The organism is Saccharothrix sp. 6-C (assembly GCF_016695385.1).
Lineage (GTDB): Bacteria > Actinomycetota > Actinomycetes > Mycobacteriales > Pseudonocardiaceae > Actinosynnema > Actinosynnema texasense.
This window is the reverse complement of record NZ_CP064192.1, coordinates 4,963,205-4,984,120: the sequence shown is the minus strand read 5'-3', so window position 1 is coordinate 4,984,120 and position 20,916 is coordinate 4,963,205. Positions and strand designations below refer to the sequence as shown.

The 20,916-nt window shown below is 70.7% G+C and carries 15 protein-coding genes and 1 pseudogene; 3 read left to right on the top strand and 13 right to left on the bottom strand.

Annotated features, from left to right (window positions below; genetic code table 11):
• Positions 1–32: 32 nt before the first annotated feature.
• Both IOD16_RS20770 and IOD16_RS20765 read right to left on the bottom strand, forming a co-directional pair.
• Positions 33–734: a hypothetical protein gene (locus tag IOD16_RS20770; protein ID WP_201435763.1), complete on the bottom strand. Its 702-nt coding sequence runs from the start codon at positions 732–734 to the stop codon at positions 33–35.
• A 207-nt stretch (positions 735–941) separates the two neighbouring features.
• On the bottom strand, positions 942–1,520 hold the full coding sequence (locus IOD16_RS20765; protein ID WP_201435762.1) for a TetR/AcrR family transcriptional regulator: 579 nt from the start codon (positions 1,518–1,520) through the stop codon (positions 942–944).
• Here IOD16_RS20765 and IOD16_RS20760 point away from each other — a divergent pair.
• Positions 1,468–2,481, top strand: a pseudogene (locus tag IOD16_RS20760) (alpha/beta hydrolase); the annotation flags it as partial. The gene IOD16_RS20765 and the pseudogene IOD16_RS20760 overlap by 53 nt on opposite strands.
• 208 nt (positions 2,482–2,689) lie before the next feature.
• Here the strand turns inward: IOD16_RS20760 and IOD16_RS20755 are convergent.
• The 5 genes from IOD16_RS20755 to IOD16_RS20735 all read right to left on the bottom strand — a co-directional run bounded on the left by IOD16_RS20755 (position 2,690) and on the right by IOD16_RS20735 (position 8,866).
• A complete protein-coding gene (locus tag IOD16_RS20755; RefSeq protein WP_236594250.1) occupies positions 2,690–3,748 on the bottom strand; it encodes a LacI family DNA-binding transcriptional regulator in 1,059 nt (352 codons plus the stop codon).
• A gap of 91 nt (positions 3,749–3,839) precedes the next feature.
• Positions 3,840–5,600 carry a glycoside hydrolase family 35 protein gene (locus tag IOD16_RS20750; protein WP_201435761.1) on the bottom strand — a complete coding sequence of 587 codons (1,761 nt, stop codon included), beginning with the start codon at positions 5,598–5,600 and terminating at the stop codon, positions 3,840–3,842.
• 82 nt (positions 5,601–5,682) lie between these two features.
• Positions 5,683–7,029, bottom strand: coding sequence for an ABC transporter substrate-binding protein (locus IOD16_RS20745; RefSeq protein WP_201435760.1), 1,347 nt, complete (start codon positions 7,027–7,029; stop codon positions 5,683–5,685).
• A 32-nt stretch (positions 7,030–7,061) separates the two neighbouring features.
• On the bottom strand, positions 7,062–7,871 hold the full coding sequence (locus IOD16_RS20740) for a carbohydrate ABC transporter permease (RefSeq protein ID WP_201441478.1): 810 nt from the start codon (positions 7,869–7,871) through the stop codon (positions 7,062–7,064).
• 56 nt (positions 7,872–7,927) lie between these two features.
• Positions 7,928–8,866 carry a carbohydrate ABC transporter permease gene (locus IOD16_RS20735; RefSeq protein ID WP_201435759.1) on the bottom strand — a complete coding sequence of 313 codons (939 nt, stop codon included), beginning with the start codon at positions 8,864–8,866 and terminating at the stop codon, positions 7,928–7,930.
• Between the two features lie 243 nt (positions 8,867–9,109).
• Here IOD16_RS20735 and IOD16_RS20730 point away from each other — a divergent pair, with 243 nt between their 5' ends.
• Entirely contained in the window at positions 9,110–10,531 is a 1,422-nt protein-coding gene (locus IOD16_RS20730; RefSeq protein WP_201435758.1) for a ricin-type beta-trefoil lectin domain protein, read from the top strand.
• Positions 10,532–10,693: 162 nt separating this feature from the next.
• Here IOD16_RS20730 and IOD16_RS41040 read toward each other — a convergent pair whose 3' ends face one another.
• Entirely contained in the window at positions 10,694–10,816 is a 123-nt protein-coding gene (locus tag IOD16_RS41040; protein WP_268957628.1) for a hypothetical protein, read from the bottom strand.
• A 138-nt stretch (positions 10,817–10,954) separates the two neighbouring features.
• Positions 10,955–13,921: an ATP-binding protein gene (locus IOD16_RS20725; protein ID WP_201435757.1), complete on the bottom strand. Its 2,967-nt coding sequence runs from the start codon at positions 13,919–13,921 to the stop codon at positions 10,955–10,957.
• 129 nt (positions 13,922–14,050) lie between these two features.
• On the opposite strand from IOD16_RS20725, the gene IOD16_RS20720 reads away from it, so the two are divergent.
• Positions 14,051–15,409 carry a hypothetical protein gene (locus IOD16_RS20720; protein ID WP_236594249.1) on the top strand — a complete coding sequence of 453 codons (1,359 nt, stop codon included), beginning with the start codon at positions 14,051–14,053 and terminating at the stop codon, positions 15,407–15,409.
• A gap of 304 nt (positions 15,410–15,713) precedes the next feature.
• Here the strand turns inward: IOD16_RS20720 and IOD16_RS20715 are convergent, their stop codons facing one another.
• The 4 genes from IOD16_RS20715 to IOD16_RS20700 form a co-directional block, all read right to left on the bottom strand.
• Positions 15,714–17,867 (bottom strand): tetratricopeptide repeat protein, encoded by a 2,154-nt coding sequence (locus IOD16_RS20715; RefSeq protein ID WP_201435756.1) that lies wholly within the window; start codon positions 17,865–17,867, stop codon positions 15,714–15,716.
• A 348-nt stretch (positions 17,868–18,215) separates the two neighbouring features.
• Positions 18,216–19,559 (bottom strand): BNR repeat-containing protein, encoded by a 1,344-nt coding sequence (locus IOD16_RS20710; protein ID WP_201435755.1) that lies wholly within the window; start codon positions 19,557–19,559, stop codon positions 18,216–18,218.
• Positions 19,560–19,585: 26 nt separating this feature from the next.
• Positions 19,586–19,756 carry an RICIN domain-containing protein gene (locus tag IOD16_RS20705; RefSeq protein ID WP_328809349.1) on the bottom strand — a complete coding sequence of 57 codons (171 nt, stop codon included), beginning with the start codon at positions 19,754–19,756 and terminating at the stop codon, positions 19,586–19,588.
• Positions 19,740–20,834: a hypothetical protein gene (locus IOD16_RS20700; protein WP_201435753.1), complete on the bottom strand. Its 1,095-nt coding sequence runs from the start codon at positions 20,832–20,834 to the stop codon at positions 19,740–19,742. Before IOD16_RS20700 ends, IOD16_RS20705 begins: the two co-directional genes overlap by 17 nt.
• Between the last annotated feature and the right edge of the window lie 82 nt (positions 20,835–20,916).

Genomic DNA, 20,916 nt, shown 5'->3' with positions numbered 1-20,916 from the left:
AGGGAGACCCGCCCGGCGCCTGCCGCGAGCCGTCAGGCGAGCCGGTAAGCCCGGATCACGGTCTGGCTCAGCTCGCCGCCCCGGCCGTCGGTGGCGTGCACGCGCAGCGAGGCGAACGTCCCCGGCATGGCCCGGTTGCCCACCAGCGCCGCACTGCCCAGCACCGGCAGGCTCACCCAGGTCGCACCGTCGTCGTAGGACACCTCCACGCGGAAGTGGCGCAACGGCGGGCTGTCCACGCCGCGCTGCCGGTCCACCACCAGCGGCACGGTCAGCGGTCGGTACGCGGGCGTGCTGCCCGCGGCGTCCAGCTCCGGGGTGAACCGCACCACCGACATCGGCAGCCGGCGCTCGCGGGTGGTCGTGTCCGAGCGGAACGTCCAGTCCACCGTGATGCGCGTGCTGAAGTCCGAGACCTCCGGCGCCCGCGTCACCCCGGCCCGCGCCCGGAACACCGCGGGCCCCGGCGGCACCGGGAACGTGCCGTGCCCGCTGCTGCCGTTCTCGCCGACCAGCTCACCGTCGCGGTACAGCGCGGTCCGCGCGGAGGTGACCTTGGAGTAGCCCTCGTTGCCCTCCCGGTCGCCGAACAACGACAGCGAGAACGACACCTCGTCCCCGGTGCGCGCCAGGTTCGGGTAGTCGCCGGAGTACATCACCGGGCCGATGACGGGCGCGCCGAACGACCGGTCGTAGGTCCGGCCCGCGCCGTACCGCTCCTGGTCCGCGCTCATCACAGCTCCTTCGTCGAGGAACAGCGACGTCCGGCGCCAATGGCACTGCTCGTCGCGCCACGGGACCTCCCTGTCCGTGTGGAGGAGCCCGTGCCGCGGACGGTGAACGCGGCACGGGCTCGGTTACCGGTCCCGAGTCAAGCGGCGGCGGGCGTGTTCAGGTTCGCCGGGAGCAGGTTGAACAACGAGTTGTGAACACCGGCGTGGTCAGGCCGGTCCGCCGGGGTCGGCGAAGTGCCGCAGGACCATCCCGGTCAGCGCGTCGACGTCGGCGTCGACCATCGGCACGCCGGTCATGCCCATCCGGTGCAGCAGGGTGCCGACGATGATGTCGATGAGCAGCAGGACCCGGTGCTCCGGCTCGTCGAGCGCGTCCTGGAGCACGATCCGGTACGGGTCCTGCAACCGCGTGGACAGGACCTCGCGCAGGCTCGGATCGCTGACCGCGTCGACGAACACGCCCGCGAACGCCGCGCCGATCCCGGGCTCGCCGATCTTCGCCGCGATCCAGCGGATGGCCGAGGAGATGTCCTCGCGCCGACTGCCGCCCCCCAGCGGCACGGGGCCCAACGCGTCCACGAGGCAGTCCGTGATCAGCGCGCCCTTCGACGGCCAGCGCCGGTAGATCGTCGTCTTCGCGACGCCCGCCGCCGCCGCGATGCGGTCCATCGTCGCGCCCGCGTAGCCCAGTTCGTGCACGGTGCCCAGGGTCGCGGCGAAGACCGCGGCGTCGATGCCGGCGCGCGGGCGGCCGGGCGGCTTGGCGGGCGGTGTCGCTCGGGTCATGGTCGAACGATACCGAGTTGCGCTACCATCGGTATCGATACCACCGGTAGCGAAACTCGGTGGTCGAGGAGGGGGACACATGGACCACGTGACCGGCGTCGCACGGCCGCCGCTGGGGATCCGGCTGCTGCACGCCCTGCGGAAAGAACCCGACTGGTCGGCCATGACGGACGGGGAGCTGGCCGCCTTCCGCGACGCGGAGAACCGCAAGCGGGCGTCCCGCCTCATCCGGGTGATCACGGGGCGACCGGACCGGGGCGCCGTGATCCGGTGGCAGGACGTGGCCCTGCCCGACCGGGCCCTGCGGGTCCGGGTGTCCCGACCGGCCACCGGGCACGCCGACCTGCCGCTCGTGGTGCACGTGCACGGCGGCGGGTTCGTCGGCACGGCGGCGCAGAGCGACTGGGTCAACAGCCACCTCGCCGCACGGCTGCCCGCCGTCGTCGTCTCGGTCGAGCACCGCCTCCTCGCGCCGGGGACACCGCTGCCGGCCGCCGTCGACGACGGTTGGGACGTGCTGCGGCACGTGGTGCGGGACGCCGCGCGATGGGGTGTCGACCCGGCGCGGACCGCGGTGTTCGGCGAGAGCACGGGTGGGCTGATCGCCGCGCTGGCCGCGATCCGCGCCAGGGACTCCGGTCTGCCGCTGTGCGCGCAGGTGCTGGCCAACCCCGCCGTCGACCTCACCGGGGCGATGTACGACCACGCCTCGATGACCCGGCACGCGGACAGCCCGACGTTGACCGTCGAGCAGATGCGGCTGTTCCACCGCCTGGCCGTGCCGCCGGGAACGGATCCCCGGCCGCTGTCGCCGCTGCACGCCGACGACCTGGGCGGGCTGGCCCCGGCGCTCGTGGTGGTGCCGACCCTCGACCCGCTGGCCGACCACGGCCGTCGTTACGCCGAAGCGCTGCTCGACGCCGGGACGCCCGCGCGGCTCGCCGAGCACCCGGGCGCGACGCACGCGTTCCTCAGCATGCCGAACGTGGTGCCGCAGGCCAAGGCCGCGCGGGCGGAGGTCGCCGGGTTCCTCGGGGAGCACCTCGCGTCGGCCTGGCCAGGGCGGGGAGCGATGGCCGCCGTGGACGGGCGGACCGCGTCGCCTTCCCGGCCGTCACACCGGCTTCTGGCACGAGGCCCGGCCGCCGGCGGTCACGTGAGGCGACCGGTCAGGCCGGCGGCGGCGCGGTGCTGGCGCGGACGACCAGCCGGGTCGGGACCAGGGTGGTGCCCGGCTTGGTGCGGCGGTGGTGCACCTGGCGCAGGACGCGTTCGACGCAGCGCCGGCCGACCTCGGTGAAGTCCTGGTGCACGGTGGTCAGGGGCGGGATGAACGAGGTGGTGTCGGGGATGTCGTCGAACCCGACCACGCTGATGTCGCGCGGCACCACCTTCCCCTTCTCGTGGAACGCGCGCAGCAGGCCGAGGGCCATCTGGTCGTTGGCCGCGAACACCGCCGTGCAGCCGGGCTCGTCGGCGAGCGCGAGCCCCACCCGGTAGCCGGAGTCGGCCGACCAGTCGCCGCGCGCCATCGCGGGCACCGGCAGTCCGGCTTCGACCAGCGCGTCGCGCCACGCCTCGGCGCGGCGCTCGGCGGCGTAGGAGTCCTCGGGGCCGGCGACGTGCCAGACGGTGCGGTGGCCGAGGTCGAGCAGGTGGCGGACGGCCTGGCGGGTGCCGTCGGCCTGGTCGGTGTCCACGACGGTGTAGCGGTCGCCCCCGTTGGAGTCGACGATCACGGCCGGGATGCCGAGCGGGAGGGTCATGGTGGCCGCGTCGAGCAGGTGGACCTCCATGATCACGATGACCGCGTCGACGGCCAGCTCGCCGAGACGCGTGAACGCGCCGAGCACGCCGTCCTGGGTGGGCACGGCCACGGGGATCAGCGTGATGGCGTAACCCTCGTGCGCGGCGTGGTCCACTATGGCCTCCAGGGTGCGGCTGTTGCCGACCGTGGAGAGGGTGAACAGGATGACGCCGATGGTGCGGAACTCGCCGTACTTGAGCGCGCGGGCCGCGCTGTTGGGCCGGTAACCGAGGCGTCGCATGGCGTCCAGCACCTGCTCGCGCGTCGAGCCGACGACGCTGGGGTGCCCGTTCGACACCCGGGACACGGTCTGCGCCGACACCCCCGCCAGCCGGGCGACGTCGGCCATCGACACCCGACGGGCCGGCGCGCGCCGCACGGCGGGCTGCCGGGACGCCCCGGACGTGGATTCCGCTGTCACGTCAGGGCTCCTCCCACCGGGCGCTTCGGCGCCGTGTGGCGCGTGGCCACTATAGCCCGCGCCCGACCAGGCTTGTTTGCGCAAACATCGATCAGGCCTCGGTGTGGCCGAGCAGCGGTCGCGGCACGAACCGGGCCGTCGGGTCGGTCAGGGCGGCGAGTTCGAGCACGACCAGCTCGTTGCCGTCCGCGCGCAGCACCGGGCCGGGCGCGTACAGGGTGCGCTGCGGGCCGCGCGACCAGTAGCGGCCGAGGCAGAAGCCGTTGACCCACACCACGCCCCGACCCCAGCCGCCCGTGTCGAGGTGGAGGTCGCCGGGCCGGTCGAGGTCGAACCGGGCGCGCAGGAAGACCGGTCCGGCCACCGCCCCGGGCACGGGCGTCGTGCCGTCCCGGTCGGTCCACACCGGCGGCGGCGCGTCGAGGGCGAGCGGGAGGACGTCCCACCCCGTCAGGGGATGCCCGCCGAGGCTCGCGCCGCCGATGAGCCCCTTGGGCTCGCCGATGCGCGGACCGTAGTTGACCCGGCCGTGGTCCTCGACCAGGACCGCCAGCTCACCGGCCGAGCCCGGCAGGCCGAGGGCGCGTTGGTGGTGCTCGCGCAGCAGCACGCCGACCGGCCGCCCGTCCAGGAACACCGAGGCGTGGTCGCGCACCTCGCCGAAGCACAGCACGGCGGGGTCGGTGGCCTCGACCCGCGTGGCCGCCAGCGCCAGCCGCGGCGCGCCGGGCAGGTCGTCGAGCGGGGGCACGGTGTCGTGGCGCTGCCAGGAGGTCGACCGCTTCGACCAGTCGAGCAGGGGCACCGGGTCGGTCAACGGGGCGGTGAGCCGCGGCGTGGGTCGCGCGGCGGGCGGCGGTTCGTCGGGCACGTCGTGGTGGCGGGCGATGACCTCGCGGAACGCGTGGTACTTGGCGGTGGGGTCGCCCGCTTCGTCCAGCGGCGCGTCGTAGTCGTAGGAGGTGATGGTCGGCTGGTAGGTGCCCTTGTCGTTGGCGCCGCTGGTGAAGCCGAAGTTGGTGCCGCCGTGGAACATGTAGACGTTGACCGAGGCGCCCGCGGACAGCAGCGCGTCCAGCTCGGCGGCGCTGTCCGCGGCCGAGGTGGTGTGGTGGTGGCTGCCCCAGTGGTCGAACCAGCCGTTCCAGAACTCGGCGCACATCAGCGGACCGGTCGGCTGGTGGCGGCGCAGCGCGGCCAGGCGCTCGACGGCGCGGGAGCCGAAGGACGCCGTCAGGTGCAGCCCTTCCAGGCTGCCCGCCGCGAGCATCTCGTCCGTCGGCTGGTCGATCGTGGTCAGCGGCACGGTGATGCCCGCGTCGCGGGTGTGCTCGGCCAAGGTCTTGAGGTAGGTCTTGTCGTCGCCGAAGGCGCCGTACTCGTTCTCGATCTGCACGAGGATGACCGGGCCGCCGTGCTGGACCTGGAGCGGGGCCACGACCTCGTAGACGCGGTCGAGGTAGGACTTGACCGCGGCCAGGTAACGGGGTTCGGCGCGCCGCACGCCCACCTCCGGGTCGCGGAACAGCCACGCGGGCAGACCGCCGTTGTCCCACTCGGCGCAGATGTACGGTCCGGGCCGCACGATCGCGCGCATCCCCGCGTCGGCGACCAGGCGCAGGAACCGGCCGAGGTCGAGCCCGCCGGTGAGGTCGAAGGCGTCCGGTGTGGGCGCGTGGGCGTTCCAGGCGACGTAGGTCTCGATGGTGTTCAGACCCATGCGCCGGGCCTTGTCGATGCGGTCGGCCCACTGGTCGGGGTGCACGCGGAAGTAGTGCAGGGCCCCGGACAGGATGCGGAACGGCCTGCCGTCGAGCAGGAAGTCGCGCTCGCCGATGCTGAACTCGGGCACGGGATCAGGTGTTCCTTCCGGGTGTGGCGTGCGTGTGCGCGGTGGGCGGGGACGGCCGGGTGAGGGCCGTCCCGCCGCCGGGTCAGCCGTTGACGGTGAAGCCCTGCTGGTTGCCGTAGTCGACCAGCGCCTTCTGCCAGTCGGTCAGGCCCGGGTCGAGGCCGGTGGCGTCGGCGTAGGACTTGCCGACGGTGTCGTTGAAGATGCTGTTGGCGTAGAGCTGGTAGGGCAGGTAGCTCCAGCCTGGCACGACCTGGCCGGCCGCGGCGGTCAGGACCTGGTTGATCTGCTGCCCGCCGAAGTAGGGCGAGGCCTCGTCCTTGAACGCGGAGGAGCCCAGGTCGGCCTTGGTGGCGGGGAAGCCGCCGCTCTCCAGGAACGGCTTGACGCCGTTGCCGTTGTTGAGCCAGCGCACGAACGCCGCCGCGAGCGCGGGCTTCGCGCTCTGCTTGAGCACCGACTGGCCGCCGCCGCCGTTCTCCGCGGTGACCGGTGCGCCGCCGTCGTAGGTGGGCATCGGGGCCACGGCCCACTTGCCCGCGCCGCCTGGCACCGACGACTCCAGCACGCCCGGCATCCACGCGCCGGTCGCCAGCGTGGCGATCGTGCCGTCACCCAGCGCCTTGTACCAGGCGTCGGACCAGCCGGGGATCGACGAGACCAGCTTCTCCTCGACGAGCCGGTCCCAGGTGGCGGTCCACTTCTTGGCGCCCTCGTCCTGCAGGTCGATCTTCACCGACTTGCCGTCGGTGGTGAACGGCTTGCCGCCCGCCTGCCAGATCATGCTGGTCGCGAAGCCCGCGTCACCGGTGTCCGAGGTGATGAACTTGGTCGGGTCGGCGGCGTGCAGCTTCCTGGCCGCCTCGACGTACTCGGTCCAGGTCTTCGGCACGGTGATGCCGTGCTGGTCGAAGAGCGCCTTGTTGTAGAACAGGGCCATGGGGCCGGAGTCCTGCGGCAGGCCGAACAGCCCGCCGCCGACCTTCACCGAGTTCCACGTCGAGGGGGTGTAGTCGTCCTCGAAGGCGTTGAACCCGTACTGGCCCAGGTCGACCAGCGAGCCGGTCAGCGCGAACTGGGGCAGCGCCTGGTACTCGACCTGGGCGACGTCGGGCGCGCCGGAGCCGGCCTTGATGGCGTTCTGGAGCTTGGTGTAGTGGTCGTTGCCGGTGCCCGCGTTGACGTGGTTGACCTTGACGTTGGGGAACTCCTCCTGGAACGCCTCGACCTGCGCCTTGGCCGACGGGGTCCAGCTCCAGTAGGTGATCTCGCCGCCGTCGCGCAGGGCGGCGTCGACCGCGTCCTGCGTGCCGGTGGCGCCGCCCGGCGTCGTGCCGCCGTCGCCGCCGGAGGAGCACGCGGAGAGCGCGGTGGCGAGAGCGGTGGCCAGGACTACGGCCACCTGGCGACTGCGCCTGGTGGGTGACATGGGGGAGGTCCTTTCGCGGCGGTGGGAGAGGCTCACTGCTTGACGCTGCCCGCGGTCAGGCCTGACTGCCAGAAGCGCTGGAGCAGCAGGAACGCGATGACGAGCGGGACGATGGTGACGACGGACCCGGTGATCACCAGGTGGTAGATCGGCTGCGCGCCGACGCCCGAGGCCTGGGCGCTCCACTGGTTGAGGCCGACGGTGAGGGGATACCAGTCGGGTTCGCTGAGCATGATCAGCGGCAGGAAGTAGTTGTTCCACGTCGACACCACCGCGAACAGCGCGACCGTGACCACGCCGGGCGCGAGCAGGCGCAGGGTGACGGTGAAGAAGATCCGCAGCTCGCCCGCGCCGTCGATGCGGGCGGCTTCCAGCAGCTCGTCCGGCACGGCCTCGGTGGTGTAGGTCCACACCAGGTACAGGCCGAACGGGCTGACCAGCGACGGGATGATGATCGCCCACGGCGTGTTGGTCAGCCCGAGGTTGCTGAACATCAGGAACGTCGGAACCGCCAGCGCCGTGCCCGGGATGGCGATCGCCCCGAGCAGCACGGCGAACACCGCGCGCCGGCCGCGGAAGCGGTACTTGGCCAGGCCGTAGCCGGCGGCGGTGGCCAGCGCGGTCGCGCCGCCCGCGCCCACCACGACGTAGAACAGCGTGTTGCCCAGCCAGCGCAGGAAGATGCCGTTGTCGTGGGTGAACGTCTGCCCGATGTTGTCGAACAGCGCGAACGTGCCGCCGAACGCCAGTCCGGACGTCGAGAGCAGGTCCTGCTGGGTCTTGGTGGCGCTGATCAGCAGCCACGCCAGCGGCACCAGCGTGTAGACCAGGTACACCGCCATGACGGTGGTCAGCACCCGGGACTTGCGGGGCCGGAGCGGGGACAGGGCCACGGTCGTCACGCACCCTTCCGGGAGCCGCGCAGCTGCACCACGTAGGCGATGATCGCGGTGATGACACCCATCACGATCGCCACCGTGGCCGAGTAGTTGTACTGCTGACCGCCGAAGGACAGGTTGTAGGCATACATGTTCGGCGTGTAGGACGTGCTGATCGCGTTGGGCGCCAACGACCTCAGGATGTTGGGCTCGTTGAACAGCTGGAAGCTGCCGATGATCGAGAAGATCGTCGCGATCATCACCGCGCCCCGGATCGCGGGCAGCTTCACGCTCAGGATGGTCCGGAACGCGCCCGCGCCGTCGATGGCCGCGGCCTCGTACAGGTCGTTCGGGACGACCTTGAGCGCCGAGTACAGGATCAGCATGTTGTAGCCGACGAACTCCCACGTCACGATGTTGCCGATCGACAGCAGGATCCAGTCGCCGGACAGCGGCGAGACGACGTCGTCATCCAGCAGCCGGTTGAGGTCGGCGGCGAGGCCGAAGCTGTCGCCGTAGATGAAGCCCCACATCAGCGTCGCCACCACCGCGGGCACCGCGTACGGCAGGAACACCACGATCCGGAAGAACCCCGCCGCGTGCAGCCGGGCGCTGTCGATCGCCAGCGCCGCCACCAGCGCCAGCCCCAGCATCACCGGCACCTGCACCACCAGGAACAGCAGCACCCGCAGGAACGACTCCCAGAACTTCCCGTCACCGAGCACCGCCGCGTAGTTGGCCAACCCGACGAACTCCGTGCCGCCGAAGAACACCTGCTCCCGGAACAGGCTCAGCCACACCGCGTAGGCGATCGGTGCCAGGAACACCAGGGCGAACACCACCAGGAACGGCGCGACGAACAGCCAGCCCTTGCGGTCCACGCGCAGGCGGCCGACGTCGCGCGTCGGCCGGGCCGGACGTGCCGGTGGCGCCTCGACCGGCGCCGAGATGGACGTCATCGTCTCTCCTGTTGACCACGGCGAGGATGTTTACGCAAACATTTGGCGGCACGCTAGCCCGTCGACTCGGACCTGTCCAGTGGCTCGTGACGCCACCTCGTGGAGCGGGTCTTTCCCGGTCGGCTCTCTTGACAGCCCGCCGCCCGGGTCACAGACTGGCCCGGCCGCCAGCCATGTTTGCGCAAACATGACGTGGTCCGCAAGGCGCCACGACACCCGGCACCACTCGTGAGGAGATCAACGATGAACTCTTCGCCCACCCGACGCCGACGCCTCGCCCGCGTCGCGGCGGCGGTCGGCTGCGCCTTGGGCGTGGCCGGGCTGCTGACCGCGACCGCGTCGCCCGCCGGCGCCGACACCAGCCAGTTCAAGGGGGTGAACTGGGCCGACCCGCGCGACAACTACGCCGCCGACGAGGTCGTGCCCTCGGGGTTGTCCAAGTCGGACAGCTACGCCACCACCCACGCCAAGGCCACGGCGGTCATCGGCCAGTTCCAGGCCAGGCTCGGCGCGAACACCGTGCGCCTGCCCGTCAACCCGGCCACCGTCAACGGCGCGTTCTGGAACTCCTACACCGGGGCGATCGACGCCGCCGCGGCCAAGGGGTTCAAGGTCGTCCTGGGCTACTGGGAGTCGGCCGCGGCCAAGGACGGCCGCATCGACGACACCGCCGCCTTCGACGCGATGTGGAACCGCATCACCGCGAAGTACGCGGCCGTCGGCGCGGTGTACTTCGAGCCGATGAACGAGCCGTTCGGCTACAGCAGCCAGGAGTGGCGCGACGTGGCCGCGAACTGGCTGACCGCCCGGCCGGCCGTGCCGCGCAACCGGGTGTTCGTCGGCGGCACCGGCTACAGCGAGGACGTCAAGCCGGTGTGCGCCGACAGCAGGCTCGACGGCACCTACCTCGCGCTGCACCAGTACGGGTTCTGGCACAAGGACTGGACCAGCCCGCGGCAGTGGGCCGACGACCTCCGGGCGCGCATCGGCACGTGCGCCTCGCGCACCGTCCTGGACGAGTTCGGCGCCGAGATGACCTCGGGCCTGGACTACAACGGGCCGGTCAACGGCTCCTACGAGGTCGCCTACCTCCAGGCCGCGACCGACACCCTGCGCTCCCTCGGCATGGGCTCGGTCTACTGGCCGGGTCTGCGCACCGGTGACAGCTACTCCCTGACCACCCTGAGCGGTAGCGGGACCGACCTCACCCTGAACGTCACCAACGCCAGCGGCGCGGACCGGCTGCGGTGGGGGTGGGGCGGCGGATCCACCCCGACGCCCACCGACGGGGTGCTGCGCGGCGCCGGGTCGAACCGGTGCCTCGACGTGCCGGGCGCGAGCCGGACCAACGGCACCTCGCCGACCCTCTGGGACTGCAACGGCGGCGTGAACCAGCGGTGGGCCCACACCGCCGCCCAGGAGCTGCGCGTCTACGACACCAAGTGCCTGGACGCCGAGGCCGGTGGCGGCACCGAGGCCCGGCTGGTCATCTGGGACTGCCACGGCGGCGCCAACCAGAAGTGGACCTTCCAGTCGGACGGCACGGTCACCAACGGCCGGTCCGGCCTGTGCCTCGACGTGACCGGCGAGGCCACCGCGAACGGCAGCGCGGTCGGCTTCTGGCACTGCAACGGCAAACCGAACCAGGTGTGGCGGCGCGGCTGACCGACGACCGGGTCCCCGCCACCGCGGGGCCCCGGTCCCCTCAGCCCAACCGGAAGTCCCGTCACATGCGGCTGCGGTCGTCGCGGTAAAGTGATCGGACCAGTGGTCCCCGAAGGTTACGCCCAGTTGCCGTTCGAGTGGTTCCTGGCTGCACGGCCAGGGTCAGACTTCCGACACGATCTCGGTGTCGGCCGGCGGTGTCGATTGAACCCAAACCTTGCTGAACGTCCAGGAAAACGCAGTCAGTGCAACGATCGCGAACGCCGTCACAAGAGCCTTGCTCATGTGCTTGCAGCTCCTCCGCCGATTTCAACCGATTCCCGGCTAGGCGGAATAGTAAGGCTATCGCGAGCTCTCTCACAAACCCCGCTGGTCAAGGGCCTGCTGCAGCTAACTCCTCAAGGTGACACCCGATCGTGATCGCTACCCTCGGTAGGGTTCACTAGGGCGACTTTGCGCGTCCGAGTCGGCCCGGGCGACAGGTGGTTCGACCGTTTGGGTGATAAAGATGTCGAGCGTTCGTCGAATTCGCCTCGCCCGTTCGGCGTCGAGGTCGTCGAAGATGTCTCGTGCCTGTTCGTAAGCCTCGACGGCGGCGTCTCTGCGTCCGAGACGCCGCAGGGCGACGGCGAGCGTCTCCAGTGAGTCACCCTCGATTTTCGGGTCGAAAGCGCGCCGACTCAACCGGAGTGCCTGGCGGCCGAACTCGATCGCCTCGCGGACCCGATCGCATTCCAATTCGACCTGCGACAGCAGGTGACACGCCATGGCGGCGGTGCCGAGGTCGTGTGCCCGCTCCAGCAGCCGCAGACCTTCGTGGAGAAAATCACGAGCCTCGGACGTCTGCTCCTTGGCGAAGCTGAGGGAGCCGAGCAACGTCAGCACGCGTCCTTCCGCCGTGGTGTCATGCAGGTCGCGTGCCAGGGAAAGTGCTTCGCGGTAGTAGGCGGCTGCTTTCCCGTACTCGGTGGCCTGCTGGTAGGCCTCGGCCGCTCGGTAGAGGAACGTGGTCTCGAGACCCGTCTCCCCAGTGCGGCGGATCATGCGCAAGGCCCGCTCGTGCGAGTCGATCCCGATCAGCGTGTTGCCGGTTTCGACCATGATGCGGGCGGTGGTGTGCAGGCACGCGGCGATACCCACTTCGTCGTCTATCAGGCGGTACTTGATGTGCGCCAAGTGCGCGTAGTGCTCCGCTTCGGCGAAGTTGCGGCGCAGGAGGTGGAGCAGTGCGATGGCTTGGAGCGCATCCGCCTGCGGCTCGATGGTCGACTCGTCATGGGCGACGGCGGCGTACCCGGCCTGGAGGAGGGCGAGCACTTCGGGGAACGCGCCGTGTCTCAGAAGCGGCTGTCCGGCCAGGTTGACGATCTGGGCCAGCTGCACGCCCATCTCGCCGTGACCAGGGGTCGAGAACGAGCGGATGATCGCCATGAGGTTCGGCATCTCGGCGAGGCACCACAACCGGGCCGACACCTCATCGGGGAACTCCGCGACGTGGTGGGTGGCGAAGATCGGGTCGGTGCGCACGCGCGCCTGGGTCGGGAACACCGCCTTGTCGGCGTTCTCCGAGCTGCGGAAGTAGTACGACAGCACGCGAGACTCCGTGTCACGCCGCTCATCGGCGCTCGTGATGAGGCCGATGGCGAAGTCCTTCACCAGGTCGTGGAACCGGAATCGGTCCGAGGGGCCTTGCTGCTCCAGCAGATGCGCCTCCACCAGCCCGTCCAGAACCAGGCGGGCGTGTCGCGGCTCCGCGTCCAGCAGGGCTGCCGCCACGCCCACGCCGAAGTCCGGTCCGGGGTGGGCGCCGAGCAGCCGGAACAACCGCTGCGCTTCCGGCGCGAGCGCGCGGACCGACTGCCCGAAGACGGCCCGCAGACCGTGGTTCGCGCCGTCGCCGATCGCCCCGATGTCCAGCAACGTCAGCTCGTCGAGTTGGTCGACGAAGTCCGCGAGCGAGGTGAGGGGGCGGATGGCGATGTAGTTGGCCAACGTGGCGAGGCCCAGTGGCAACCCGCCGCACCGGTCGGCGAGGTCCTGGAGTTGTCGTGGCTGCGTCATCGCCCGCGGCCCGAGGTGTTCGCTGAGCAGGCGGACGGACTGCTCGGCGTCGAGCGGTTCGACCGTGAAGCGGTGGGGTGCGTGCCGCACGGCCAGCCCGGACAGGTGTGACCGGCTCGTGACGATCACGACGCTGGAGGACAGCAGGGGCAGCAGTGGTCGCACGTGATCGGTGCGGCCCGCGTTGTCGAGCACCACCAGCACCCGTCGCCCGTTGAGCATGGACTGCAACCGCGCTGCTCGCCGACCGGGTTCCGTGACCCGGTCCGGGACACCACCCAGTGCCTCCAGGAACTGGTCCACGACCGCCGACGTGTCGACGGTAGGGCTGTCCGAAAAGCCGTGGAGGTCGGCGAAGAGCAACCCGTCGGGAAAGCGGTCGAGCCGGGAGTGCGCCCAGTGCACGACGCGTGCCGTCTTGCCGACGCCGCCGGGGCCGTCGACGACGACCAGGCACGGGTTGGTCGTCACCGAGTCCAACCACGCCAGCAGGTTTTCGTGGCCGACCAGCTTGGGCAGCGGAGGGGGAAGTTGGTTGGGCCTGCGGGCTGTGACGGTGTGCGGTGCGGTGGTGAGCCCGTTCTCCTTCAGCCGGTCGTGGAACTCGCGCAGGTCGCGGGCACCGATGTCATCGAAGTCGGCGCTGATGGTCTTGTGCACGGCCAGGAACTCTTCGGTCGCCTCGTCGTGGCGCGACAACGCATACAGGGCTTGGAGCCGTCGTTTGAACAACGCCAGGTGCGACCGGTGGTCCACGGCGAGCTCGTCGAGCCGGGCGATCACCGCGTCGGGCTCGCCCACCGCGAGCTGCTGGGCGAACAGCGTGTCGTAAGCAGGTAACAGCACATCCTTCGTGATGCGGCGTCGCCATGCGTCCGCGGCGTCGCCAACCGCGTCGACCAGGGGCTGTTGCCGCCACATCCGGAATGCCTCGGTGATGATGTCGAGCGCCCGGTGGTGTTCGCCTCCGCGGGCGTGCGCGCGAGCACGGTGAACCTGCTCCCGAAACTGGAAGTAGTCGATCGTCAATGGATCCACGTCGAGTCGAAAATTCCGGTTGTCCACGAATATGTCGACACTCGTCCCGGATTCCTTGAGGAATCTACGGATTCTCGACGCATACAGGTACAGAGCCTGTGTGGGATCGTTCGGCAACTCGTCGCCGGCACTCCAAACCCAGTCGACCAGCTCGGTTGACGGCAGGGCAGACCCAGGTCGTGCCAGCAACGCGCCCAGCAGCGCGCGGAGCTTCAAAGCTCCCCACTCCCCGTTGAGCCGACCGTCCACGCGCACGGCGGTCGGCCCCAGTATCGCGAATCGAATCTCCACGTGCGACACCCCCGGCGTCGTTGAATAACAGTCTGCCCCCACATCGATCCGGGTGCAATGCGTTCGTTCGGTCGAACGTGATAGTCGGCTGATAGGCCGATGACACCGACTGGTGAATGTGTCGGAAAGATGACATCCGCCGTCGCCCGCGCCGGCCTGAGCTGCGCCGGGACACCTGACGGCTGGATGAAAAGACGGCGCGGCACGCTCTGGTCATCCGCTATTTGGTCGGGGAGGCCGCAAATGTGCGTGTTCCAGGGGTGGGTGATGGCGCCCGGAAGTCCGGGTGCCGATCGGTGGGTGACGCGGAAGGGGTGCCGTGTGGTGCTCGTGGTGGTGCCGCACGTGACGGCCGGCACCCGGCTTGTCGACCTTCTGCAGCTCTTGGCCGGTGACCAACGGCTGCAGGTGGTCTTCACGGTTCCGTCGATGCCCGACGCGTGGCACGGCGCGGACGAGTACGTACGAAGCTTGGGCGGGGTGGTGCTGCCGTGGGAGCAGGTCGTGCGCATGCGGTTCGACCTCGCGCTGGCGGCGAGCTTCCAGGAGATCCACCGGATCCCGGCGCCGGTGGTGCTGTCGCCGCACGGGGTGGGCTTGGTCAAGTCGAGGTTGAGCCCGTGGGACGACAGAGAGGGCGAGATCCCGCCTGGCCGCGGGTTGACGCGTGAACTCCTCGTGCGGGACGGGCGGGTCGTGCCCTCGGCCTTGCTGCTGACGCACGAGACGGAGTTGGCCAGGCTGAGGGACGGCTGTCCGGAGGCCGTGCCGCGCGCGGTGGTAGCCGGAGACCTGTGCTTCGACCGTCTGCGCGCCAGCCTGCCGCGCCGGGCGCGGTACCGTGAGGCGCTCGGCGTCCGGCGTGGACAGCAACTCGTGGTGGTCAGCTCAACGTGGTCATCGCTCTCGTTGCTGGGCAGCGAATCGGACCTGGTCGCGCGGCTGACCGCAGACCTGCCCGCGGATCGGTACCGGGTAGTCACGGCCGTGCATCCGATTGTGTGGGCGATGCACGGGGCCTGGCAGGTGAGGTCCTGGTTCGCCGACTACCTCGACGCCGGTCACGCCCTGCTCCCGCCCGAGGATGGCTGGCGCGCCGCCGTCGTCGCCGCCGACGCGGTCATCGGGGACCACGGCTCGGTCACCGTCTACGCGGCTGCGCTCGGTGTGCCCGTGCTCGTGAACCGGTCCTCGGAGCGGGACGAGGCACCGGGCAGCGTGGCCTCCGTGGTGAGGCGCCTCGCACACGCGTTGGACGACCGCGATCTGGCCTGTCAGCTCCGCGAGGCGTGCTCGGCGCACCGGACCGGTCGTTCGGAGTTGGGCGACCTCGTCACGTCGCGTCCCGGGCAGGCCGCAGCCCTCGTGCGGCGGACCGCCTACGAAGTGCTCGGCCTGCCCGAGCCGACCAGACCTGCCCCGGTGCACCCGGTGCCTCTACCGGTCCCGATCAGCCACCCGTTCGACGGTCTGGGGAAGGCGTGTTGAGCAGGGTCGCCGGCGTCGGGGTCGTCCTGATCGACTGGGGCATCGACCGGCTCGTCCTCGCGCACGAGGAAACCGATGATGGCGGATGGCTGTCGATCGCGGACGTCCTGGTAGGCGTGCCGCAAGACGGGTGCGACCGGGCACGGGACAAGGTCGGCCGGCTGATGTCCGCGTTCCCCGGCGTCACGGTGGTGGTCGCCCAGTGCGGCGACCGGCACTGCGTCATCGGGGTGCGAGGACGTGGGATCCGCTGCAGGCGGCGGGGACCGGGCACGGCAGCGGTCGAACGGGTGGGATTGTTCGGCTACTTCGACGCCACGTCCGGTGGCTCGGGCGCTGTGCCTCCCGGGTCTCGGCCGAGCGCCTCCAGTCGTGCTCGCGCCTTCGCGGACCGTGGCCCCGGCGATCGGTCGTAGAGCACGAGCGCCGCTTCGAGATGCCGACGTGCACCGGCGGGGTCATCGACACCCAGGTGCGCGTCGGCGAGCGCTTCCAGCGCTTCCGCGCGGTAGTGGTCGGCGCCGGTCGAGTGGAGGGTGTCCACCACCTCCTCCAACACCGTGATCGCGTCGGTGGCGCTTCCGGACCGGATGTGCGCGGTGGCCAGGCTCAGTGAGACACGTGCCCGCAGCACGCGGTCGCCCAACCCTTCCGCGAGGTTCTCGGCCCGACGCAGCGGGGTGAATGCGTCGGCGACACGGTTCGCGTCGCACAGCGTCTCCCCGAGTCTGCGCAACAGCAGGACGGCGCTGCGGGTGTGCCCGAGCTCCTCGGCGATCGTGAGGGCCGCAGCGAAGTGGTCCAGCGCCTGATCGAGGTCACCCGCGCCCTTGGCCGCGACACCGAGGTGTTCCAAGGCCGTGGCCTCGGTGTCGCGATGACGGGCGGACCTGCCCAGATCAAGCGCCGCGGTGAAGTGCTCGGTGGCCATATCGAACGCTTCCGCCGTGAGCCGCCCGTAACCCAGCTGCACGTGCATGCGTGCTTCGGCGATCCCGTTGCCGGTACGGCGCGCGGATTCCAAGCCCGGTTCGTGCGAGGCCAACCAATCAACGAGCGGCGGACGCCGGTTGTGATACAGCGACCACAACGCCTCGCAGATCTGCCAACCCTCGTTGTCGAAACGACCCACTGCGGTGCGGAGCACGGCGATCGTGCCGGCGTGATGGCGATCCAGCCAGTCCAGCGCGTCCCGGGGGTTCGCGAACGCGGGCGGGCGTTGCCGGATCACCTCGGATCTGGGCCCCCACCGCTGTCTGAGCGGCATCACCACGAGATCGGCCGCGATCGCGTGGTCGAGGTGCCAGAGCACCATGCGGTGCGCCGCGCGCTCGCGTTCGTCCGGGCTTTCTTGGTCGTCCGCGTGGCGTGCCGCGTGCAGGCGCAGCAGGTCGTGGAACCGGTAGGTGTCGGGGCCACGGTCGATCAGTAGGCTTGCGTCCAACAGTTCGTCGAGCAGTCGTTCGGCTTCTTCCTCCGGCACGTCGGCCGTCGCGCCGGCCACACCGACGCCGAACTCGTTGCCCGGGTACAGGCCGAGGAGTCGGTACAGACGGGCTGCGGGCGGCGTCAGCTCGCGGTAGGAGAGGTCGAAGCTCGTTCCCACCGGAAGCTCACCCGCCACGGCCAGCACCGACAACCGCTTGCGCTCGTCGGACAGCGAATCGGCCACCCGCGCCAGCGGCCACCGGGGTTTGGTTGCCATGCGAGCCGCCACGAGCCGCAGGGCGAGCGGCAACCCGGCGCACATCGCGACGACGTCACGGGCCTGGTCGGGCTCACCGGCGATCCGGTCATGACCCAACGCGTGGGAGAGCAGGGCGACTCCCGCGTCGATGTCCAGCGCGTCCACCAGGATCAGGCGTGCGCCGTCCAGCGCCAGTCCGGCCAACCTCCAGCGGCTCGTGACCACCACAACCCCGCCGGCGGCAGGCAGCAGCGGCCGAACCTGCGCGACGGACTCCGCGTCGTCGGCCAACACCGCAACACGCTTTTTCGAGGTCACGGAGCGGAACAACGCGGACTGGTCGGCCAGGTCGACCGGAATGTCGTCGACGCGGACGCCCATCGCCCGCAGGAACCGCGGCAGTACGTGGCTCGGCGACACCGGGGTCCCGGTGCCGAAGGCACCCAGGTCAGCGTAGAGCTGCCCGTCCGGGAAGCGTTGCGCATTCGTGTGGAGCCAACGCAGCGCGAGCGCGGACTTCCCGACGCCGCCCGGTCCCGAGATGACGACCAGGGCGGGTCGTCCGGACACGTCCGAAGCCGCTGCGTCGACCTCTGCGCTTTCATGGGCCCGACCGGTGAAGAACGCCGGTGCGGGCGGCAGTTGGTGCGGGATTTCCGGGGTCGAGATCGGGGTCGTGATGTGCACGCCGCCGTGGACCGTGCCTGATTGCACGATCACCCCGGTAACCGTGCCGTCCATTTCGTTGGTCGAGTTCTGCTCCACCGGCACGATCGGTTCACCACTCCCCGACATCGACTGCGTGATCAGGTCACCTGGGGCGAGCGCCCGACGAACCGCACGTGCAACGCCCCTTCACCAGGGTAGGAGTCGATCCGGGTAGGCGGCACCACCAACAGCGTTCGACGACCCGGAACCTAGTACGTGGGACGGAAACGGTAGCCGCGCATCGCCGGAAGATCATCCGAAGGGGACGGGTCGCCCCGCATGTCCTGCGGATTCGCTTCCATCCTTTCGTGCATTCGCACGGCACGGGCATTTCGTCTGGAGTAATAGGGGTACGGGAGACCGATCGGTCGGTCGGCGCACCCCGATTTTCGCGTTGACAGCCCGGTCCCCTCAGCCCAACCGGAAGTCCGCGACCCGGATCGGGGACGGCGTGGTGCCCGACGAGGCCTGTTGGTACTGCACGGACAGGACGCCGTCGGTCGCGACGCGGGTCCGGTCGACGTTGACCTCGCCGAACGCGGCCAGCGACGGGTCGTCGAAGAGCACGGCCCAGTCGGTCCAGCCGCTCGCCCTGCCCGCCGCCACGATGCGGCCGCGGGGCATCACCAGGTAGGCGTTGTCGGCGCGGTCGAGGACGAGTTTCGTGCGTTGGGTGCTGTGCGGCGGCACGGGCACCTCCCGCTTGGTCCAGGCGCCGTCCGCGCGGGTCAGGTGGAAGGTGCGGGCGTGCCGCGCCCGTTGCGCCGCGTAGTCCGAGACGCGGGGGACGAGCCGCTCCGGCACGGAGCTGATCACCACGTGGGGCGTGCCGGTCGAGTCGACGGCCTGGCTCTCCTGGTTCATGAGCGCGTGGTCGGGGTCGAGGCGGTCGACGAGGACGCCGGGGGAGGAGACGGCCACGGGCGTCCCGCCGGTCGTGCCCACGACGGTTCCCGCGTCGTTGCGCCACGTGCGGCCGCGGTCGTCGCTGTAGACGTAACCCGTGTCGTGGTTGGCCAGGCCGCCGGGGGCGTGCAGGACGCCGCTGTCGCCTTCGCGCCACGTGAACGCGGCGTGCAGCCGCCCGCCGCGGTCGTAGTCCAGGCCGTGCAGGTACATGTTGCGCGTCGTGGACACGACGCCGTTCGGCCCGGTGTAGTCGCCGGTGGCGGAACTCCACGCGCCCAGGCGGGTCCAGCCGCCGTCGCGGTACTCGGCCAGCTCGTTGACACCGTTGCCCGAGCACCCCGTGCGGTAGCTCAGCTGGAGGACGCCCTCGGGGGTCACCACGAACTGCGGGTACGTGATGTCACCCGGGTCGACGCCGTCGAGGGTCCGTCGCACCGCGCCGAACGCCGACGCGTCCCAGGGGAGCGGTCGGGTGGTGAGGCCGGGGGTCGACCGCACGTAGAAGACGCGGTTGTCGTGCGTGTCCATCGCGACGTGCAGCGTCCCGTCCCGCGGGGAGATGCCGAGCGAGATCACGTTGTGCGAGTCGTCGACGCTCAACCGGTGTGGCAGCACCACCTTCTCCCACTCGCCGTCGAGCCGCCTGCGCGCCACGACGGCGTGGCGGCTGCCGGTGTACCAGGTCGCGTACTGGTGGCCGGCGTGGGTGACGATCGCGTCTTGTTGGAAGGAGTTGTTGTTGACCACGCCGTCGTAGGACACGAAGAACAGCGCGGCCCGGTCCAGCACGGTGTCGGACACCAGGGTCGCCTTCGGCGCGGTCGCCCGCCCGGTGTCCGACACCATCGCCTGTCCTCTCGTCGGTCGTTCCGTCAGCCCGCGTGCGGAGTCCGGTCGACGACCGCCCACCGCTGGTTCGACCCCGAGTCGGGCGCGTGCACGCCCACCCGGGTGCCCACGCCCGTGCCCTGGCCGACCACGTCGAAGAGGCGACCGGTGGAGGCGTTGACGAAGGTGTGGGTGCCGTCACCGGTGGTCGACATGATCCACCGGGCGGCGGGGTCGTTCTGCGCGCCCGCTTCGAGCACCAGGCCGCCGTCCCGGTCGGCGAGCCGCTTGCCGTCGTCGCGCCGCACCGCGTGGCGCTCGCGGTTGCCGACGCCGGTGGTCACCGGCTCGATGAGCCACCGCGCGTCCGCGTCGGCCTGCGGGTTGTAGTCCTCGATCGCCTGCCACAGCGACCACGCCGACGGTTCCGGCTCGCGCAGGTCGTCGACGATCCGCTCGGCGATGCCCCAGTCCCGGTTCCATGCCGGTGAAGCTCTGGCCTGCGCCCGGGGTGCCGCCGACCTCGCTCATCCGGAGCGGCTTGTCCGCGCCCTTGGCGATGTCGCGCGCCGACGTCCGGTGGCCGGTGCCGCAGGTGTGCGCGGTGAGCTGGTCGACGGCGGCCCTGCCCTCGGGGTCGTAGGCGTTCCAGTCGGTGCGGACGAGAGTGGGACTGGTCTCGTCCATCGCGGACGGCCGGGCGTCGAGCGCCGAGGCGTCCATCGCTTCGCGGAGGGCGAGGACCACGCTCTGCCGGCCGCCGGTGGGGTGGCCGTCGGGACCGAGCTGCGTGACCAGGTAGGTGGCGAAGTCGTCCACGCGGTCGGCGCGGATCTGGTCGGCGGAGGCGTCGAACCCGCCGGAGACGTACCCGCTGACCGTCTGGAACCACGGCGGCGAGTTGCTGAACGCGTCCCAGCGGGTGACCTCGCCCTTGATCCGGTCGACCCACCAGCGCTGGTTCGCGTCGGCCGAGAGGTCCCGGTGGGCAGGGTCGTCCGGGTCCCACCAGCCGAGGTCCTCGCGGGTGGTGCCCTCCGGCGCCCGCCGGAAGCCCTCCGTCGTCGCGCCGGGTTTCCTGTAGTCGCCGTGCACGTCGGGCGCGTTGCCGCCGCCGATGTTGTAGCGGGCGATGTCGAGCCGCAGACCGTCGTCACCGTGGAGCAGGTCGGCCAGGCGGTCGCGGATCGCGTCGGGGTAGCCGCCGGTGGCGTTGGCGAACCAGACGAGGCTGGTGCCCCAGCCCTCGTCCGGCTCGGACCTGACGTGGCGGCGTGCCCGGCGAGGGCTCATCGTCGTCGATCTCCTCTTCGGTGTCCTGCCCGGTGGGCGGAGCGGGAGAGCACGGGATGAGCATGTGCGATCGTTTAAGTCG